Origin of the sequence: Streptomyces sp. UG1 (assembly GCF_049974585.1) — a bacterium.
GTDB lineage: Bacteria > Actinomycetota > Actinomycetes > Streptomycetales > Streptomycetaceae > Streptomyces.
In genome coordinates, this window is sequence record NZ_JBNGGG010000038.1 from 43,222 (window position 1) to 57,626 (window position 14,405).

15 protein-coding genes and 1 pseudogene are annotated in these 14,405 nt (G+C 70.3%); 9 read left to right on the top strand and 7 right to left on the bottom strand.

The features are described from left to right. Positions 1 to 64 precede the first annotated feature (64 nt). From ACP4J3_RS35780 to ACP4J3_RS35790, 3 genes are all read right to left on the bottom strand, one after another. On the bottom strand, positions 65 to 832 hold the full coding sequence (locus tag ACP4J3_RS35780) for an SDR family NAD(P)-dependent oxidoreductase (protein WP_426540480.1): 768 nt from the start codon (positions 830 to 832) through the stop codon (positions 65 to 67). Then, the gene (locus ACP4J3_RS35785) at positions 832 to 1,998 is read right to left on the bottom strand and encodes an acyl-CoA dehydrogenase family protein (protein ID WP_426540481.1); all 1,167 of its coding nucleotides are present in this window, start codon (positions 1,996 to 1,998) and stop codon (positions 832 to 834) included. Before ACP4J3_RS35785 ends, ACP4J3_RS35780 begins: the two co-directional genes overlap by 1 nt. A 151-nt stretch (positions 1,999 to 2,149) precedes the next feature. Next, entirely contained in the window at positions 2,150 to 2,983 is an 834-nt protein-coding gene (locus ACP4J3_RS35790; protein ID WP_426540482.1) for a TetR/AcrR family transcriptional regulator, read from the bottom strand. 170 nt (positions 2,984 to 3,153) lie between these two features. Here ACP4J3_RS35790 and ACP4J3_RS35795 point away from each other — a divergent pair, with 170 nt between their 5' ends. Genes ACP4J3_RS35795 through ACP4J3_RS35805 form a run of 3 tightly spaced genes read left to right on the top strand, consistent with a single transcriptional unit; the run spans position 3,154 to position 5,981 of the window. After that, positions 3,154 to 4,008 carry an acyl-CoA dehydrogenase family protein gene (locus ACP4J3_RS35795; RefSeq protein ID WP_426540483.1) on the top strand — a complete coding sequence of 285 codons (855 nt, stop codon included), beginning with the start codon at positions 3,154 to 3,156 and terminating at the stop codon, positions 4,006 to 4,008. A 13-nt stretch (positions 4,009 to 4,021) separates the two neighbouring features. Continuing rightward, complete coding sequence (locus ACP4J3_RS35800) at positions 4,022 to 5,179, top strand: acyl-CoA dehydrogenase family protein (RefSeq protein WP_426540484.1); 1,158 nt, start codon at positions 4,022 to 4,024, stop codon at positions 5,177 to 5,179. A gap of 10 nt (positions 5,180 to 5,189) precedes the next feature. Next, on the top strand, positions 5,190 to 5,981 hold the full coding sequence (locus tag ACP4J3_RS35805) for an enoyl-CoA hydratase (protein WP_426540485.1): 792 nt from the start codon (positions 5,190 to 5,192) through the stop codon (positions 5,979 to 5,981). 38 nt (positions 5,982 to 6,019) lie between these two features. Here ACP4J3_RS35805 and ACP4J3_RS35810 read toward each other — a convergent pair whose 3' ends face one another. The 4 genes from ACP4J3_RS35810 to ACP4J3_RS35825 are packed head-to-tail and all read right to left on the bottom strand — an operon-like array spanning position 6,020 to position 9,168. Further along, a complete protein-coding gene (locus ACP4J3_RS35810) occupies positions 6,020 to 7,087 on the bottom strand; it encodes a dihydrodipicolinate reductase (RefSeq protein WP_426540486.1) in 1,068 nt (355 codons plus the stop codon). Positions 7,088 to 7,091: 4 nt separating this feature from the next. Then, positions 7,092 to 7,628, bottom strand: coding sequence for a carboxymuconolactone decarboxylase family protein (locus ACP4J3_RS35815; protein WP_426540487.1), 537 nt, complete (start codon positions 7,626 to 7,628; stop codon positions 7,092 to 7,094). Then, on the bottom strand, positions 7,625 to 8,365 hold the full coding sequence (locus ACP4J3_RS35820; protein WP_426540488.1) for an SDR family NAD(P)-dependent oxidoreductase: 741 nt from the start codon (positions 8,363 to 8,365) through the stop codon (positions 7,625 to 7,627). Before ACP4J3_RS35820 ends, ACP4J3_RS35815 begins: the two co-directional genes overlap by 4 nt. Then, on the bottom strand, positions 8,362 to 9,168 hold the full coding sequence (locus ACP4J3_RS35825; RefSeq protein WP_426540489.1) for a TauD/TfdA dioxygenase family protein: 807 nt from the start codon (positions 9,166 to 9,168) through the stop codon (positions 8,362 to 8,364). The genes ACP4J3_RS35820 and ACP4J3_RS35825 overlap by 4 nt, the downstream gene beginning before the upstream one ends. 154 nt (positions 9,169 to 9,322) lie before the next feature. On the opposite strand from ACP4J3_RS35825, the gene ACP4J3_RS35830 reads away from it, so the two are divergent. The 6 genes and pseudogenes from ACP4J3_RS35830 to ACP4J3_RS35855 all read left to right on the top strand — a co-directional run bounded on the left by ACP4J3_RS35830 (position 9,323) and on the right by ACP4J3_RS35855 (position 14,398). After that, on the top strand, positions 9,323 to 10,054 hold the full coding sequence (locus tag ACP4J3_RS35830) for an SDR family oxidoreductase (protein WP_426540490.1): 732 nt from the start codon (positions 9,323 to 9,325) through the stop codon (positions 10,052 to 10,054). Continuing rightward, positions 10,051 to 11,517 (top strand): aldehyde dehydrogenase family protein, encoded by a 1,467-nt coding sequence (locus ACP4J3_RS35835; RefSeq protein ID WP_426540491.1) that lies wholly within the window; start codon positions 10,051 to 10,053, stop codon positions 11,515 to 11,517. Before ACP4J3_RS35830 ends, ACP4J3_RS35835 begins: the two co-directional genes overlap by 4 nt. After that, positions 11,514 to 12,719: a CaiB/BaiF CoA transferase family protein gene (locus ACP4J3_RS35840; RefSeq protein WP_426540492.1), complete on the top strand. Its 1,206-nt coding sequence runs from the start codon at positions 11,514 to 11,516 to the stop codon at positions 12,717 to 12,719. The genes ACP4J3_RS35835 and ACP4J3_RS35840 overlap by 4 nt, the downstream gene beginning before the upstream one ends. Positions 12,720 to 12,821: 102 nt before the next feature. Continuing rightward, a pseudogene (locus ACP4J3_RS35845) lies at positions 12,822 to 13,610 on the top strand (ABC transporter substrate-binding protein); the annotation flags it as partial. After that, positions 13,543 to 14,193 carry an ABC transporter substrate-binding protein gene (locus ACP4J3_RS35850; RefSeq protein ID WP_426540493.1) on the top strand — a complete coding sequence of 217 codons (651 nt, stop codon included), beginning with the start codon at positions 13,543 to 13,545 and terminating at the stop codon, positions 14,191 to 14,193. The pseudogene ACP4J3_RS35845 and the gene ACP4J3_RS35850, both read left to right, overlap by 68 nt. 13 nt (positions 14,194 to 14,206) lie before the next feature. Continuing rightward, complete coding sequence (locus ACP4J3_RS35855) at positions 14,207 to 14,398, top strand: ferredoxin (RefSeq protein WP_426540494.1); 192 nt, start codon at positions 14,207 to 14,209, stop codon at positions 14,396 to 14,398. Positions 14,399 to 14,405: the final 7 nt, after the last annotated feature.

The window sequence follows — 14,405 nt, forward strand, 5'->3', positions numbered from 1 at the left end:
ACACGTCCGTTTCGGCTGAACCATTCAACACATCGCGCGTGCCCCTGTCAGACGGCGGTGCCTGTCAGATGACCAGCCCGCCGTCCACCGGTAGTACCTGGCCGGTGACGAAGGACGCCGCGTCGGACGCGAGGAACACGAACGCCCCCGCGATCTCCTCCGGCTCGGCCCAGCGGCCCAGCGGTATGCGGGCGAGCATCCGGTCCGCGAACTTCGGGTCGGTCCGGATGGTCTGCGTCATCGGGGTCGCGGCGAGCGGAGCCAGGGCATTGACGAGGATCTGCTTCCTGGCCAGCTCGCGGGCGAGGGACTTGGTGAAGCCGATGATGCCGGCCTTGGCCGCTGAGTAGTTCACCTGTCCGAGGGTTCCGGTCAGGCCGGCCGAGGACGTGACGTTGATGACGCGTCCGGTCCCGTCGGTCGGCAGGAACGGCAGCGCGGCCTGGGCGCAGTGGAAGGCGCCCATCACGTGGATGTCGATCAGCCGCCGGAAGGAGTCCTGCTGAAGTTTCTCGAACATCGCGGGTGCGGTGACCCCGGCGTTGTTGACGAGGATGTGCAGCGTCCCGTCGGCGAGCGCGGCGGCCCGGGATGCCGCGGCGTCGGCGGCGCCCCGGTCCGTCACGTCCAGGGCGGCACTGTCCGCCGCGAGTCCCGCGGCGGTGAGCTTCCCGGCGACGGCCGCAGCCGCCCCCTCGTCGACATCGGTGACGAGCACCGCGGCCCCGGCGCGGGCCAGCGCTTCGGCCACCGCCGAGCCGATACCGCCGGCGGCGCCGGTGACCAGCGCCGACCGGCCCGTGAGGTCGAACAGTCCCGTACGGTCGGTCATCAGTAGCTCCTCGGCAGTCCCAGTGTGTGCGATCCCAGGTAGTTGAGGACCATCTCCTGGCTGATGGGGGCGATCCGCATCAGCCGCGCCTCGCGGAAGAAGCGGGCGACCGGATACTCCTCGGAGTAGCCCATGCCGCCGTGGGTCTGCAGCGCCCGGTCGGCGGCCGTGAACCCGGCGTCCGCGCACAGGTATTTGGCGGTGTTCGCCTCGCGCCCGCACGGTCGGCCCTGGTCGTACAGCCAGGTCGCCTTGCGCAGCACCAGTTCCGCCGCGTCCAGGTGGGCCAGGGATTCGGCCAGCGGGAACTGGATGCCCTGGTTCATGCCGATCGGGCGGCCGAACACCTCCCGCTCACGGCCGTATTGCACGGCCCGGTCCAGCGCCACCCTGCCGATGCCGAGCGCCTCGGCGGCGATCAGCATCCGCTCCGGGTTCAGGCCGTCGAGCAGATAGCGGAAGCCGTGGCCCTCCTCGCCCACCCTGTCCTCGACGGGAATGCGCAGTTCGTCGATGAACAGCTCGTTCGAGGTGACCGCGTTGCGGCCCATCTTCGGAATCGGGCGGATGTCCACCCGGTCGCGGTCCAGGTCGGTCAGGAACAGCGTCATGCCGTCCGTCCGCTTCTCCACCTCGTCGAGCTTCGCCGTACGGGCCAGCAGCAGGATCTTCTCCGACTCCACGGCCTTGGAGATCCACACCTTGCGTCCGCTGACGACGTAGTGGTCACCGTCCCGGCGGGCGTACGTCGTGATGCTCGTCGTGTCCAGCCCGGCGCCCGGCTCCGTCACCCCGAAGCAGACGTGCAGGTCACCGGCGGCGACCCGGGGCAGGGTGCGGCGCTTGAGCTCCTCGGAGCCGTGCACCACCACCGGGTGCATCCCGAAGATCGACATGTGGATCGCGCTGGCCGCGTTCATGCTGCCGCCCGAGCGCGCGACCTCCTCCAGCAGCAGCGTCGCCTCCGTGATGCCGAGGCCGTGGCCGCCGTACTCCTCCGGTATCGCGATCCCCAGCCAGCCGCCGCCTGCGACGACCGCGTAGAACTCCTCGGGGAACGCATGGTCCCGGTCCTTCTCCATCCAGTACCGGTCGTCGAAGTCACGCAGGAGACCGGCCACGGCCTTGCGGATCGTCTCCTGGTCCTCGGTCAGCTCGAAATCCACGGCGGGGAACCCCTCTGCCGACGGCTGATTTGCGAAACATATCAAAGGTCAGACCGAAACGCCTGTCAATGGTCCCGTGCCGGGGCTTGCGTGACAGAGGGCCTGCGCAGGTGGAACCCGCGCAGGCCCTCTCCGTGTGCTGATGGTTATGTCATGCCTTGCGGCGCGAACTCGCCCGTGATGCACTGGACTTCGCCGCCGCCGTGGTCTTCTTGGCGGCCGTGCCCGAGGTGGTCCTCTTCTTCGCGCTGCTCGGGGTGGTCTTCCTCGCGCCGGTCTTCTTCGCCGCTCCGGTGTTCCTCTCCGGTGGCGCGGCCGCCCCGCCCGTGATCCCGCCCAGGCAGAAGTCCCACACCTCCTCCACCGTGATCGGCGAAGGGTGAGCGCCGACGCGGGCGGAGGGGGCCTGGGCTGTGAACATGGCCGTCTGCATGATCAGGGAAGCGGTGCGCCGCGGCTTCGGGGAAACCGCCTGCCCAGCCTCGACGGCTTCCTCCACCAATTCGGTGAAGAAGCTGAGCAGTGGCAGGTGGGCGGTGGCCACCTGGTCCGGGTGGGTGACCAGTAGCTGGATGGCGAAGTCGGTGAAGAGTGGCGACTGCCGGCCCTCGCGGGGCCTGCAGGAGTCGTACAGCAACTCGACCGCGATCTTCAGCCGTTCCAGTGGGTCCTGCCCCGCGGCGGCCTTCTCCCGGAGCTCGGCGGCCGACTTCGACAGCGCGTCCTCGAACAAGGCGAGCAGCAACTCGTGCTTGCCGTCGAAGTGCTGGTAGAAGCTGCGCAGCGACTGCCGGGAGCGCTCCACGACTTCCTGCACGGTGAAGTCGGTGGTGCCCTTGTCGGCGATGAGCTCCTGCGCGGCGTCCAGGAAGCGCTGGACGCGCTGCTCGGCGCGTAGTTTCGCGGCCCGGGTGGAACGCTCGACGGCGCGCTGCCGCCAGGCGGGCTCGGGGGGCTCGACCGGTTCTGCGGGGACGACACTCATGAGTAGAACGGTACTCCACGCATGTGAAAAGAAGGGCCTCTCGACCTACCGAATTGCGCTCCGTAAAAAGCAAGACTCTTACTTCCGTGTAACGAGAATGCTATTCTCGCTCGATCCGGGCCCGTGCCCGGTGTCGTTCCACCGGTACGGCAGGAGGGCGGAGGCCGGGCGTGGAGTTCGAACTCGACGAGGAGCAGAGGCTGCTCAAGCGCACGGTGCGGGAGACCGTCGCCAAGGTGCGGGGCCGGCCCGTGGAGCAGCAGTGGGACACGTATCTCCGGCTCGGCTGGCTGGAGGCGCCCCCACTGGAACTCGCCCTCATCCTGGAAGAGCTGGGCCATGTGGCCGACCCGACGCCCTTCCTGGCGACCGCGACCTGGTTCGCCCCGCTGGCCGGCCGCCTCCCCGAACGCAGCGGCACCGGCGTCTTCGACGGCACCGGGCGGTACGTCCTGGACGCCGGCCGTGCCGACGAGGTCGCCCTGCTCACCCCGGGCGGCGTCACCGTCGTACCGGGAGCCGAGCTCGCCGCCGAGCGCGTCGCCGTCCTCGATCCGAATCTGCACGTCGGCCACGTCAGCGCGGGCGACCTCGCCGTGGGCGTACCCGACCTCGCTCTCCTGGGGCTCGCGGCCACCTGCGTCGGCGCCTGCCGCCGCATCCTCGACCTGGTGCTCGACCATGTGAAGCAGCGGGTGCAGTTCGGCCGGCCGCTGGGCTCCTTCCAGGCCGTCAAGCACAAGGCGGCCGACATGCACGTGGCCGTCGAGCGCGCCCGCGCCCTCACCCACTTCTGCGCCCTGACCATCGCCGAGGACGACCCGCGTCGTACCGACGCCGCGCACATGGCCAAGGCGGCGGCGGGGGAGTGCCAGCGCGTGGTCTTCCGGCACGGACTGCAGCTGTTCGGCGCCATGGGTTTCACCTGGGAGAACGAGCTGCAGTACTACCTGAAGCGGGCCCAGGCCTGCGACCTGCTGCTCGGTACCGCATCCGTCCACAGGAAGGCACTCCTGACGTCATGAAAGGCGTGACCTCGTGAAACTCGCCGACGACCCGGACGTCTCACGGTTCCGTGCGGAGTTCTCCGCCTTCCTCGACGCCCACCTGCCCGCCGAGGCCGAGGCCGGCGAACGCTCCCGCTCCACCGCCCACATCCCCGACTGGGCGCGCCGCTGGCAGCGCACCCTGTTCGACGCCGGCTGGCTGCTGCCGGGCCGGCCGCCCGAGTACGGCGGCCGGGGCGCCACGCTGCCGCAGCAGCTCGCCCACCTGGAGGAGCTGGCCCGCCGCCGGATCTACCACAGCTTCAATCCGCAGGGCCTCGGCATCATCGCCGCCTCCCTCATCACCTTCGGCACCGAGGAGCAGAAGCGCCGCTGGGCCGTGCCGATCCTGCGCGCCGAGATGACCGCCGCGCTCGGCATGAGCGAACCCGAGGCCGGCTCCGACCTGGCCTCCCTGCGCAGCCGGGCCGTGCCCGACCAGGACGGGTTCGTGGTCAACGGCCAGAAGATCTGGACCTCCGGCGCCCACGACGCCGACGTCCTGCTCGCCTTCGTCCGCACCGACCCGGACGCGCCGAAGCACAAGGGGCTCAGCGCCCTGCTGATCCCGACGGACACCGAGGGCGTCGTACGCCGCCCGTTCGGATCGGTCGCCGCCGAGGACGACCTCGACTTCAACGAGGTGTTCTTCACCGACGTGCGCGTACCGCGCGAGAACCTCGTCGGGCCGCTGAACGAGGGCTGGCGGGTGGCGAACGGCTCCCTCGGTCACGAGCGCACCCTGCTCTGGCTGTCGTATGCCGAACGCCTCGAGGAACTGCTGCGCGACGCTGCCGACGCCGGCGCCGGTCAGGAGTGGTACGCCACCCTCCGGATGGACCTGACGGCCCTGCGGCTGCTCGGCTACCGCCAGCTCGGCCCGGACCGCGACCCCGCCGAGATCTCGGTGCTCAAGCTGCTCGGCTCCGAGGCCGTCCAGAACGCCTCCCTGCACGCCCTGGAGGCCCATGGCACCGAGGCGCTGGCGCATCCCGCACGCACGGGGCCGTACCACCACATGCACCACGAGGACTTCACCTCCAGCTGGTTCGAGCGGTACGCGCGCAGCTTCGCCGGCACCATCGCGGGCGGCACCAGCGAGATCCAGCGCAACATCATCGCCGAGCGCATCCTCGGCCTACCCCGATAGGACGCCGGTCATGGAGCAGATCCTGTACGACGCCGAGGACGGCATCGCCACGATCACCCTCAACCGCCCCGAGGCAGCCAACGCCCAGACCATGGCACTCCTCGACGACCTCGACGCCGTCTGGACCCGGGCCGCCCGTGACGAGGACGTAAGGGTGGTCGTGCTGAGGGCGAACGGCCGCCACTTCTCCGCCGGGCACGACCTGAAGGACCGCTGGCCCGGCCCGGATGAGATCACCCTGGAGTGGATCTACGATGCCGAGACGCGCCGCTACCTGGAGTACTCGCTGAAGTGGCGCAACATCCCCAAGCCCACGATCGCGGCCGTCCAGGGCAAGTGCATCGCCGCCGGGCTGATGCTGTGCTGGCCCTGCGACCTGATCGTGGCCGCCGAGAACGCCGAGTTCTCCGACCCGGTGGTGCACATGGGCATCGGCGGGGTCGAGTACCACGGCCACACCTGGGAGCTGGGCCCGCGCAAGGCCAAGGAGATCCTGTTCACCGGACGGCCGCTGACCGCCCGGGAGGCCGAGCAGGTCGGCATGGTCAACAAGGTTGTCCCGCTGGACGAACTCGACACGGCCGCGTATGAGTTGGCGGGGCGGATCGCGGCGATGCCGCCCTTCGGGCTGCGGCAGGCCAAGCGCGCCGTCAACCAGACCCTCGACGTCCAGGGCTTCTATGCCGCCCTCCAGTCCGTCTTCGACATCCACCAGACCGGACACGGCAACGCGCTCAGCGTGGACGGCTTCCCGATCCTGACCCGCCTCGACGAGATGAAGCAGCGCCTGAAGCAGGGCTGAGCCGGAAGACGGTTCCCGGCTCAAAAGACGGCCCCGGCTCAGCCGAGCATCGCGGTGAACGGGGGAAGGTCCACCGTCGTCCGGATGCCCGGGGCCGCGACGCAGACGGCGGGGACGGCGTTGACGGCCCGGTGGGCGGTGTAGCCGGGGGAGACCGCGGCCATCCGTTCGAGCGGCACCGGGAATCGCATGTCGATGCCGAGGGGCGCGTCGCCGTCGACCGTGAGATGCCATCCGGTGGGGCGGAGGTCCCAGGCCGGGTCGAGGTCCGTGGTGCAATACCAGGTCGCGTCGAACCGCAGCAGGGTGCGGCCGTCGCGCACGCCGGACACGGTCATCCGTTGCGCCGCCACCGTTCCGGCTCGCAGGACACCGGCGGCGATGTCGGTCGTGCGTGCGGCGGTGGCGAATCGCCCGTGCGCCTCCACGGAGTCCAGGGGCAGCCCCAGGGCATCCGCGACCAGACGCAACGACGGCCCGAAGCTCGCCCGGACGTGTGCCAGGCGGCGGTCGTCGAACGCGGCGGCGTCCGGCGCCCGGCCGAAGCCCATCACGTCGAACAGCAGCCCCGGCGAGTTGCGCCGGGACAGGTCGGCGTACTCGTGAATGGTCAGGGTTTCCAGCCGTCGCTGTACGGAGGCCAGCACGAGCGGTACGGCCTCGGTGATGAACCCGGGGCTGCTGCCGGTGTCGTGGATCGAGGTGCCGCCCCGCTCGCAGGCGTCCTCGACCCTGCTCCTGACGGCGCGATCCATGCCGGCCGGGTGGCGGAACCCGCCGGTCGTGGTCACGACGTTCGCGCCTGACGCGAGCAGGGCGCACACCTCGTCGAGGTCGCTCGCGCGCGGCATGTACAGCACGCAGTCAGCCCGCAGAGCGAGGACGTCGTCGAGGCGGTGGGTGGTGGTGATGCCCGTGGGGCCCGTCCCGCACAGGTCGCCGGCGTCACGTCCGGCCTTGCCGGGAGCGTGGACGTGGACACCCGCCAGCACCATCCGGGGATGGTCGAGAACGGCGCGCAGCGATCGCGTGCCGATGTTTCCCGTGGCCCATTGGACGACGCGAAGCGGCTTGTCGCGGTGTGCGCAACGCTGTGTGTGCGCCACCCGGCTACGCCTCCGGTCCCTGATCGTCCATGCCCCCGTCGTCCATCCCCGGATCGGGTTGCACACCGAAGGTGTTGTAGGCCATGGCCTGCATTCCGTACGCGCCGACGGTGAACACGAAGTCCATCAGCTGCCGTTCGTCCAGGTCCTTCGCCAGCTCCTGGTACAGCTCGTCGGAGAGCGCGGAGGTGGTCTCGAGTTCGTCCACGGCACGGTTCAACAGGGTGTCCGCGCCCCGCCGTACCTCCTCCACCTCCCGTTCGGTGACCCCGGCCTCGCGAGCCATCAGCACGTGGTGTGTCCACTCGTACCGGCACCGATGCCGCCAGGCGACCCGGAGGATCGTCAGCTCACGCGTCCTGGCGGGCAGGGTGCTGCGGTACAGAAGCTGGGTGCTGAAGGTGAGGAAGGCCTTGGCCAGACGCGGATGGTTCAGGAGCAGACCGAGGGCGTTGGACGGCGCGACGGTGCGCCCGCCCGTCAGCGGGCGCAGCACCTCGGCGTCCCACTCCTCGTACGGGACCGGTGGCAGCCGCGTCATGTGTTGCGCCCTCCGTTCACGCCGATGATCTGCCCGGTGATGTAGCCGGCCTCCTCGCTGATCAGGAAGGAGCAGGTCGCGGCGATGTCCTCGGGGCGGCCGACCCGGCGCACCGGGGTGCGGGCGATGTGGTCCTCGATGGTGCCGCCGAGCCGCTGGTTCTGTTCGGCGGTGCGCAGCATGGGGGTGTCGATGAAGCCGGGCGGGATCGCGTTCACCGTGATGCCCTTCGGTCCGAGTTCCAGGGCCAGGGACTTGGTGAGGCCGTTGACGGCGGACTTGGCGGCGACGTAGTGCGCCATGAACGGCTGGCCGGAGTGGGTGCTGGAGGAGGAGATGTTCACGATCCGGCCCCAGCGGGCCGCGACCATGTCAGGCAGGGCCGACTGCACGCAGTGGAAGACGCCGGTGAGGTTGATGTCGACCACCCGCTGCCAGTCGGCGAAGGAGAGGTCGGCGAACCGGGTGAAGCCGTCCTTGCCGGCCGCGTTGACCAGCACGTGGATGGGGCCGAGGCGTTCGCGTACGGCGTCCATCGCCTTGTCGACCTGGGCGCGGTCGGCGACGTCGGCGGTGAGGGCGTGGCCGTCCTCGCCGGGTGCGAGATCCAGGACGGCGACCCGCAGCCCGTCTGCGGCGAGCCGTCGGGCGATGGCCCGGCCGATACCGGAGGCGCCGCCGGTCACCACGGCCGTCCGCACGCTCTCCGCGCCGCCCGCGCTCTGCGTGCCGCTCATGCGAAGGCCTCGTCGCCGACGATGGTGGTGCGGTGTAGCAGCCGCTCGGAGTTCTCGTCGTAGGGCAGCGCGCGGTGCAGGACACCGGTGTTGTCCCAGACGACCAGATCGCCGACCTCCCAGTCGTGGGTGTAGCGGAAGCGTTCCTGGGTGGTCCAGTCGAGCAGTTCGTCCAGCAGGGCGCGGCTGTCGCCCGGGTCCATGCCGACGACGTGGTCGGCGGTCGCCCCGATGACCAGGGAGCGGCGGCCGTCGCGGCGGCGCCACACCAGGGGCATCTCGTGGGCGGGCTGGGTCCGCCAGGCGGCCAGCTCCTGCTCGGTGGGGTCGGGGTGCACCAGGCGCTGGGCGGCCTCGAAGGTGTGCACCACGCGCAGGTCGTCGTAGCGCTCGCGATCCTTCTCCGGCAGGTTCTCGTACGCCGCGTAGGTGCCGGCGAACTCGGTGCCGCCGCCGGCGGTGGCGACGTGCCTGGCCGTGAGCGTGGTGGCCTTGATCGGGATGTCGTCGCTGGTGCCGTCGAGGTGCCAGAAGAACGCGCCCTTGAGGTACTTCGCACTCTTGCTCTTCGCGGGGTTGACGGAGATCGGGAAGATCTCCTGGCCGCGCAGCGCCACGACCTCGCCGAGCCTGCGGCTGAACGCCAGTTGCTGCCCGTCGTCGAGGTGCAGTCCGCGCACCAGCAGGACGCCTCGCCACTTGAGAGCCTCGACGCAGCGGTGGACGAAGGACTCTTCGAGGGGGTCGGTGACGCCGGTGAACTCCACCCCGAGCGCTGGACTCAGAGCTTTGGACTCGATCATGAAAATGCCCCTTCCGTATGCGAGAACCATATTCTCGACAGTATGGGGGCCGGAAGTCCTCTGCCGGTGAGAGTATCGGCTTCTCCTGTTCGGATGCTTGATTCGCGCAAATCGAGAATGTAGTTTCCGAAATCAACCGAGCGAGGAGGCTGGGATGCGGTTCAAGGGCAAGGTGATCATCGTCACCGGGGCCGGCCAGGGCATCGGCGAGGGGTACGTCAGGGCGCTGGCCGCCGAGGGTGCGAAGGTCGTGGTCGCCGAGCTGAACGAGGAGCAGGGGCAGCGGGTCGCCAAGGAGATCGGCGACGCCCTGTTCGTGCGGGCCGATGTCGCCGACCCCGCCTCCGCCGAGGCGCTCGCCGGCACCGTGATGAGCGAGTTCGGGCGGATCGACCACCTGGTCAACAACGCGGCCATATTCCACGGCATGCGCCGCGAGGGCCTCGTCACCGTCGACTACGACTACCTCGACCGGTTCCTGAAGGTGAACCTCCTCGGCGCGCTGCACGTCACGCGGGCCGTCCTGCCGCACCTGAAGGAGGGCGCCGCGATCGTCAACCAGTCGTCCACCGCGGCCTGGCAGGCCACCGGCTTCTACGGGCTCGCCAAGGCCGGCATCAACCACCTCACCGCCTCCCTCGCCGCCGAGCTCGGCCCGCGCGGCATCCGCGTCAACGCGATCGCGCCCGGCCCGACGGACACCGAGGCGGCCCGCAGCATCATCCCGGAGGAGTACCGAGCGGCCATGGTGCAGTCCTTCGCCCTCAAGCGCATGGGCACCCCCGCCGACCAGGCGGGTGCCCTGCTGTTCCTGCTCTCCGACGAGGCGTCCTGGGTCACCGGCCAGGTCATCGCCGTCGACGGCGGATCGGTGGTGCGGCTGTGAGCACCCTCGTCGTCAAGTCCCAGCTGATCGACGGCAAACTCGTCGCCGCAGAAACGACGTTCGCGTCGCACAACCCCGCCACGGGCAGCCTCCTCGGTCACGCGCCCGACGCCACGAAGGCCGACGCCGAGACCGCGATCGCCGCCGCCCGCCGCGCCTTCGACACCACCGACTGGTCCACGAACAGGGACCGGCGGGTGCGCTGTCTGCGGCAGCTGCACAAGGCCCTCGACGAGCACCGCGAGGAACTGCGCGACCTGACCATCGCCGAGGTCGGCGCGCCCCGCCAGCTCACCCACGGCCCCCAGCTCGACGAGCCGATCGGCATCGTGACGTACTACGCCGACCTCCTGGAGACCTACGAGTTCACCGAGGACCTCGGCGAGACCGCCTCGCGCGGGCAGCGCCACCACCGCTGGGTGGAGAAGGAGGCGGCGGGCGTCGTCGCCGCGATCCTGCCGTACAACTTCCCCAACCAGCTCGCCCTCGCCAAGATCGCCCCCGCGCTCGCGGCCGGCTGCACGGTCGTCCTCAAGGGCGCCCCGCAGACCCCGCTCACCACCCTCGCCCTCGGCGAACTCATCGCGGAGCACACCGACATCCCGCCCGGCGTCGTCAACGTCCTCAGCTCCTCGCGCGCCGAGGTGGGCGAGGTGCTCACCACCCACCCCGACGTGGACGTGGTCACCTTCACCGGCGCCACCACCACCGGCCGCCGGATCATGGCGGCGGCCGCCGACACCGTGAAACGGGTCTTCCTCGAACTCGGCGGCAAGTCCGCCATGATCGTCCTGGACGACGCGGACTTCACCAAGGCCGCCATGTTCGCCGCCTTCACGATCTGCTCCCACTCCGGCCAGGGGTGTGCCCTCACCTCCCGCCTCCTCGTCCCGCGCGACCAGCACGACCGGATCGTGCAGCTGGTCGCCGCCGGGATGGAACGCGTCCGCGTCGGCGACCCCACCGACCCGAAGACGGCCATGGGACCGCTGATCAGCGAGCAGCAGCGCGACAAGGTCGACGGCATGGTGCAGCGCGCCGTCGAGGCCGGGGCGAGGCTGGTCCGCGGCGGCAAGCGGATCGACCCCGGCTGGTTCTACGAACCCACCCTCCTCGGATACGTCGACCCCGACAGCGAGATCGCCCAGGAGGAGGTCTTCGGACCCGTTCTCGCGGTCATCCCGTACGACGACGAGGACGACGCCGTCCGTATCGCCAACCACTCCAAGTACGGCCTCTCCGGCGCGGTGCACAGCGCCGACGAGGAGCGCGCGATCCGCATCGCCCGCCGCATCCGCACCGGCACCTTCTCCATCAACGGCGGCAACTACTTCTCCGCCGACGTGCCGTTCGGCGGCTACAAGCAGTCCGGCATCGGCCGGGAGAGCGGACGCTCCGGGTTCGAGGAGTTCCTGGAGGAGAAGGCGTTCGGCCGGGTCGTGGCTCCGGTGGAGCAGGCATGAAGCCGCTCGAAGGCATCCGCGTCCTCGAAGTCGCCATGTACGGCTTCGTGCCCTCGGCCGGGGCCGTGCTCGCCGACTGGGGCGCCGACGTGATCAAGGTCGAACACGCCGTCACCGGCGACCCGCAGCGCGGACTGCGCCAGACCGGCCCGTTCAAGGTGGAGGGCGACCCCAACCCCAACGTCGCCCACGCCAACCGCGGCAAACGCTCCCTCGGCCTGGACATGAGCAAGCCGGAGGGCCGCGAGGTGCTGTACGAACTGGCGCGGGACTCCGACGTGTTCCTCACCAGCTTCATGCCCGCCTCCCGTGCCCGTCTCGGCATCGACGTCGACGACATCCGCGTGGTCAACCCGCGCATCGTCTACGCCCGCGGCAGCGCCCTTGGCCCGCGCGGCCCCGAGGCCGACAAGGGCGGCTACGACATGACCGCCTTCTGGGCCAGGGCCGGCACGGCCGCGAGCATTACCCCGCCCGGCAGCGACGGCGTGATCAGCCCGCCCGGGCCCGCCTACGGCGACACCGTCTCCGGCACCAACCTCGCGGGCGGCATCGCGGCCGCCCTGCTGCGCCGCGAACGCACCGGCGAGGCCCCTGTCGTGGACGTCTCCCTGCTCGGCAGCGGACTGTGGGCACTCGGCCACTCCATCGCCCTCTCCCTGCACCTCGACCGCGCCTGGGAGGGCGTGCCGCCCAGCGCCCACGGTTCGCCCACCAACCCGCTCTCGGGGCTGTACCGCACCGCCGACGGCCGGCACATCGCCTTCGTGATGCTCCAGCCGGCGAAGTTCTGGCCGAGCGTGTGCCGGTGCATCGGGCGGCCGGAACTCGCCGACGACCCGCGGTTCGCCACCGCAGAGGCCATCGCCGCGCACACCGGCGAAGCGGTGAAGATCCTCCGTGAGGTGATCGCGAGCCGCACCCTGACCGAGTGGTCCACGGACCTCGCCGCGCTCGACGGCCCCTGGGCGCCCGTCCAGGACACCTTGCAGGCCGCCGCCGACCAGCAGGTCCGCGCCAACGGCTACATCGGACAGGCCGGCGCCCTCGAACTCGTCGCCAGCCCCGCCCAGTTCGACGTCGAGGACACCAGCCTCGGCCCGGCCCCCGAGTTCGCCGCCCAGACCGAGGAGATCCTCACCGAGCTGGGCTACGACTGGGACCGCATCCTCGCCCTCAAGGCGAGCGGCGCGATCACCTGAACCCGCGCCCGCCCGGCCCAGGCCGGCGGTCACCCGACCCATGCCCCCCGCACTCCCTCACCTCCCTCGGACGACGGCGTCCGAGCTTCCCGAGGAGGCACCATGCGCAGGCTGCTGATCGGCGTGGGCACCGCGGTCGCGGTGCTACTGGCCGGCTGCTCCACCCGCTCCGACGACCCCGGCACCGACACCGCACGGAAGACGGGCCCCGCCGCCCAGCAGAGCTCTGACTTCGGCACGCTGAAGGACGTATGCGGTCCCGGCACCGCAAAGTCGTCGACCGTCCAGGGCATCACCGCCGACAAGATCCAGATCGGTGTCCTGTCCGACCTCGGCTTCACCAAGAGGTCCGAATTCGTGGACGCCGCCAAGGTGTTCACCTCCTGGTGCAACGACGCGGGCGGCATCAACGGCCGCGACCTCGTGCCCATCACCCGCGACACCAGGCTGATGGAGGTCCGCCAGCGGGTGCTGGAGGCATGCAAGGCGGACTTCGCGCTCGTGGGCGGCGGTTCCGCGCTGGACAGCCTCGGCGTACAGGACCGGCTGAAGTGCCTGCTGCCGAACTTCCCCGCCCAGACCAGCCAGATCGGCGCCATCGGGTCCGATCTCCAGGCGATCGCCTCCGGCCCGACCGCCGGGTACTTCCAGTACGCCGGCTATTACTCCTGGCTGCTGAAGGAGAAGTACCCGGACTCCGCGGGGAAGGTCGGCGTCATCGCGGGCGACGCCCCCGTCACCAAGGTCATGGCCGCCCAGTTCAAGGAGGCTGTCGCCGGGCTCGGCGGCAAGGTCTCCTACAGCGACCTGTACCCGGCGGCCGGTGTGTCCGACTGGACCCCCTACGCCCAGTCGATCAAGAAGAACGGCGTCAGGGGCCTGGTCTTCCTGGGCGACTTCCCGAGCCTGGCCAAACTGGAGCAGGCCCTCACCACCATCGGTTACGCCCCCCGACTGGATCGACGCCAACAGCAACGCCTACGGCCCCGCCTTCCCGCAACTGGCCGGTCCCGCCCTGGCCGAGCAGCACAACTATGCCGAACTGTTCGCCACCGCCCCGCTGGAGAGCGCCACCGACAACCCCGCCGTCCAGCAGGTGATCGACCTGTTCGAGAAGTACGCCCCCGGCAAGGAGGTCACCTACCCGGCCCTGCGCGCCTTCTCCGCCTGGCTGCTGTTCGCCACCGCAGCCCGCGACTGCACGACCCTCACGCGCGCATGCGTGTACGAGAACGCGATGAAGAACACCGACTGGACCGCGGGCGGCCTGCAGGCTCCGTTCGACCTCACCTCGAAGGAACCGCCCAAGTGCTACTCCATCGTCGAGGCGACAGCGAAGGGCTGGCAGGCCGCCGACTTCAAGCCGGACCAGGGCGCCTACCGCTGCGACGCCGCCACCTACAAGTACAAGGCCGACTTCGGCAAGCCCGTCACGCTGGCCGACGTCGGCAAGTCGATGTCCGACCTCACGTGAGGAAGTCCGCCCGATGAAAGTACGCGTCGACCCCGAGCGCTGCCAGGGCCACACCCTGTGCGCCATGAACGCCCCGAAGGTCTTCGAACTGAGCGAGATCGACGGGCACTCCTCGCCGGTGAGCGAGGACGTCCCCGCCGATCAGGAGGACGCGGTGGTCGAGGCCGTCCGCTCCTGCCCCGAGCGCGCCATCAGCGTGTTCTGAGCCCACC

Coding starts and splice junctions, on each gene's coding strand:
- ACP4J3_RS35780 (WP_426540480.1), bottom strand. CDS start 832: ATGACCGACCGTACGGGACTGTTCGACCTCACGGGCCGGTCGGCGCTG.
- ACP4J3_RS35790 (WP_426540482.1), bottom strand. CDS start 2,983: ATGAGTGTCGTCCCCGCAGAACCGGTCGAGCCCCCCGAGCCCGCCTGG.
- ACP4J3_RS35805 (WP_426540485.1), top strand. CDS start 5,190: ATGGAGCAGATCCTGTACGACGCCGAGGACGGCATCGCCACGATCACC.
- ACP4J3_RS35815 (WP_426540487.1), bottom strand. CDS start 7,628: ATGACGCGGCTGCCACCGGTCCCGTACGAGGAGTGGGACGCCGAGGTG.
- ACP4J3_RS35820 (WP_426540488.1), bottom strand. CDS start 8,365: ATGAGCGGCACGCAGAGCGCGGGCGGCGCGGAGAGCGTGCGGACGGCC.
- ACP4J3_RS35825 (WP_426540489.1), bottom strand. CDS start 9,168: ATGATCGAGTCCAAAGCTCTGAGTCCAGCGCTCGGGGTGGAGTTCACC.
- ACP4J3_RS35830 (WP_426540490.1), top strand. CDS start 9,323: ATGCGGTTCAAGGGCAAGGTGATCATCGTCACCGGGGCCGGCCAGGGC.
- ACP4J3_RS35840 (WP_426540492.1), top strand. CDS start 11,514: ATGAAGCCGCTCGAAGGCATCCGCGTCCTCGAAGTCGCCATGTACGGC.
- ACP4J3_RS35855 (WP_426540494.1), top strand. CDS start 14,207: ATGAAAGTACGCGTCGACCCCGAGCGCTGCCAGGGCCACACCCTGTGC.